Origin of the sequence: Rhodococcus sp. ACPA1 (assembly GCF_002300195.1) — a bacterium.
GTDB classification, from domain to species: Bacteria; Actinomycetota; Actinomycetes; order Mycobacteriales; family Mycobacteriaceae; genus Rhodococcus_F; species Rhodococcus_F opacus.
Genome location: NZ_NSDX01000019.1, coordinates 1 through 3,307, shown reverse-complemented (window position 1 = coordinate 3,307; position 3,307 = coordinate 1). Strand labels below are relative to the sequence as shown.

Below are 3,307 nucleotides of genomic sequence, written 5' to 3'. Positions count from 1 at the left end.
AAGAAGGTCCGCAAGGTCGAGTTCATCGACCTGGTGCCGAAGTCCGCCGCGGGCAAGATCCTCCGCAAGGATCTCCGCGCGAAAGAAGCTGCGGGGCAGTAGGAGTCCGACATGAACAACGCACCGAATCCGACCACGTCCGCCCCTACATGCACTTTCTCGTCGCCACCAACGGAACCCAGGAACTTCGGCATCCGGTGGTCCTGCCCGAGCTGACCGTCATCGAACGCGCCCGCGTCAGCGCCGAAGTCGCGCTCACCGATCGGCGCCCTCACCCCCGAGGCCTTCCGAGAGGTAGTCCAACGCCCTCGTGGACCGGGACGCCGGACCTCACTGCCGAACCAGCAGCTGGTGGCCCGCCTCAGCGCCGCCGATGTATCGCTTCACGATCCGTCCCCGTAGTCCGGTGACCACCTAGTAGTGGATGGTGCCGAGTGCGTCGGCCCAGTCCTGTGCGACGGGTTCGCCGTGTCGGCCGTTGCCGAAGAACACGGCGTGGTCGCCTTCGCGGACACCGCCGCCGTCCGGGCCGAGGTCCACGACCACCTGGTCCATGCACACCCGGCCGATTCCCGGCCGTCGGACGCCACCGAGCAGCACGTCGAACTTGCCGCCGAGAGCGCGCGGGATTCCGTCGGCGTAGCCGGCGGGCAGCAGGGCAACGACGGTGTCGCGCGGGGCGATCCAGCCGTGCCCGTAAGACACTCCCTCGCCGGCTGCGACCTCCTTGACCAACGCGACCCGGGTCCGGACCGTCATCGCTGGGATCAGCCCGAAGGTCCCCAGTTCAGGTACCGGTGTCAGCCCGTAGACGGCGATTCCCGGTCGGACCAGATCGAAATGCAGGTCCGGTCGGGTGAGAGTGGCCGCCGAGTTCGCCAGGTGCACGATTTCCGGTTCGAGTCCGCGCGCCTGCGCCGTCGCAATCGCGTCGAGGAATCGCTGGCGTTGGGTGTCGAGGACCGGGTTGCCCGGCTCATCGGCGTGGGCGAGATGGGAGAAGATCGTGCGCAGCCGGACCGTGCCCTCGCGGGTGAGCCGGACAATTTCGTCGAGCAGCAGCGGGTATTCCCTTGGTGAGGCGCCGTTGCGGTTGAGTCCGGTGTCCACCTTGATCGCGATCGTCGCGGGTTTCCCCAACGCGGAGGCGGCCGCGGCAATGGCGAGCAGATGCGTGGTGGAGGGGACCCCGATCTCGATGTCCGCCTCGATGGCGCCGCGGTAGTCGACCTCGGGGTTGTTCAGCCAGCACAGGATTGGCGCCGCAATGCCGGCCCGACGCAGCTGCAGCGCCTCCGCAATGGTGGTGACACCGATCTCGCGGGCTCCGGCGGCCAGCGCTGCCGCGGCGACGGCTGCGCCGCCGTGGTTGTATCCGTCGGCCTTGACGACGGCCATCAGACCGGCGTTACCGGCGTGTTCGCGCAGGATCCGGATGTTGTGGGCGATCGCGTCGAGGTCGATGACGGCTTCCGCCTGCGGGGCGGGCACTCCGGATACCGCCTGCCGGGCCGGGATCATTACGCGCCCCCGGATCGGGTGCCCTGTTCGGTGCCCAGGGCACTGCTCGAGCTGCCTCGTCCTGCTGGTGCCAGTCGGGTGAGGGCGGCGTAGCCGGCGCAGACCAGCCCCGCCCAGACGGCGCCAACCGCCAGCGCGGTGCGCCCACTGTCGGTGAAGAACAGCAGGACCATGACCAGGCCGAGGAATCCGAGGGCGAGGGGGGTGGTGACCGGTGCCCCGGGTAGGCGGTAGTCGCTGGCCGGCAGGGTGCCGTCGGTAACGCGGCCCCGGTAGATCATGTGGCAGACCAGGATGACGGCCCAGACGAAGATGATGCCGACGGTGGACACCGAGGTGATGTAGGTGAAGGCCTTGTCGGGGGAGACGGCGTTGACGACGACGCCGAGGACCATGACACCGGCGGACAGGCAGATTCCGGTGAACGGCACCGCGCGGGAGCTGAGGGTGCCGACCCGGGCGGGTGCCTCCCCGCGCAGCGACAGGCTGCGCAGCATCCGGCCGGTGGAGTAGATGCCCGAGTTGCATGAGGACAGTGCGGCGGTGAGCAACACGAAATTGATGATGCCCGCTGCGGCCGGGATGCCGATCTGCTCGAAAACTTCGACGAACGGACTCTTCCCGGACTGAAAATTGCGCCAGCTGGCGACGGACATGATCACCAGCAGGGCACCGATGTAGAACAAGCCGATGCGGACCGGAAGGGTGTTGATCGCCTTGCGCAGCGTCTGCTTGGGGTCACGTGCCTCCCCGGCGGTCACCCCGACGAGTTCGACGCCGACATAGGCGAACAGCACGATCTGCAGGGTCATCAGGGACTGGCCGAAACCGTGCGGGAAGACCCCGCCGTCGGCCCACAGGTTGGTCACTGACGGGTGGGCGGCGTGACCGAATCCGATGGTCAGCACCCCGATCCCGATCAGGATCATGCCGACGATCGCGGTGATCTTGATTGCGGAGAACCAGAACTCGGCCTCCCCGAACAGCCGCACCGAGATCAAGTTCGCACCGAACAGCACGGTCAGCACGACCAGGGCGGTGATCCACGGCTGGATGTCGAACCAGTACTCGATGTATTTGCCGGCGACGGTGATCTCGGCCATGCAGGTGCTCACCCACACCGCCCAATAGGTCCAGCCGGTGGCGAACCCGGCGAACCGGCCGAGGAACTCGTGGGCGTACTCGGCGAAACTGCCGGAGACCGGTCGGTAGGTCAGCAACTCGCCCAGTGCCCGCATGATCACGAAAATCGCCAGGCCCGCGGCGAGGTAGGACAGGATCAACGCGGGACCCGCCTGTGCGATCGCGCCGCCCGATCCGTAGAACAGGCCGGTGCCGATCGCCCCGCCGATCGCGATCATTTGAATCGTCCGCGAACTCAATCCTCGGGCGTAGCCCTCCGACTCGGGAGTCGCGAGTTGACTCGGGTGCGTACTCGTGTTCGTCAGGTGCTGGTGGTCGGGAATTGTCATGTGCACTCCTTCGGTGATCGCGGCCGCGACCAGACCACGACATCGACATCGACATCAAGGGTGGCTCGATGGCGGCGCGGGTCATCGCCTGGATCGATTCCGGTGGGGTCGTCGCGAGCGGCCGATCATGTGTGGCCGTGTAGGGGTGCGGTGCGTCCGCACACCCCTGGGGAGAACTAGGCGGCCGGCGTGTGAGCGGTGTAGCCGTGGGCGGCAGCGACTTCGGCGGAGAGCAGCTGTCCGTCGTGGGTGGACAGTCCCTCGGCGAGTCCGGGGACGGTCGCGATGGCGTCTTTCCAGCCGTTGTCGGCGAG

At 67.4% G+C, this 3,307-nt stretch carries 2 protein-coding genes and 2 pseudogenes; 1 reads left to right on the top strand and 3 read right to left on the bottom strand.

Annotated features, from left to right (window positions below):
• Positions 1 to 102: pseudogene (locus CJ177_RS49115) on the top strand (4-coumarate--CoA ligase); the annotation flags it as partial.
• Positions 103 to 414: 312 nt separating this feature from the next.
• On the opposite strand, the gene alr reads toward CJ177_RS49115, so the two are convergent.
• The 3 genes and pseudogenes from alr to CJ177_RS49110 all read right to left on the bottom strand — a co-directional run.
• On the bottom strand, positions 415 to 1,521 hold the full coding sequence (alr, locus tag CJ177_RS46440) for an alanine racemase (RefSeq protein WP_061700409.1): 1,107 nt from the start codon (positions 1,519 to 1,521) through the stop codon (positions 415 to 417).
• Positions 1,521 to 2,993: an amino acid permease gene (locus tag CJ177_RS46435; RefSeq protein ID WP_095871093.1), complete on the bottom strand. Its 1,473-nt coding sequence runs from the start codon at positions 2,991 to 2,993 to the stop codon at positions 1,521 to 1,523. Before CJ177_RS46435 ends, alr begins: the two co-directional genes overlap by 1 nt.
• A 176-nt stretch (positions 2,994 to 3,169) precedes the next feature.
• Positions 3,170 to 3,307: pseudogene (locus CJ177_RS49110) on the bottom strand (alanine dehydrogenase); the annotation flags it as partial.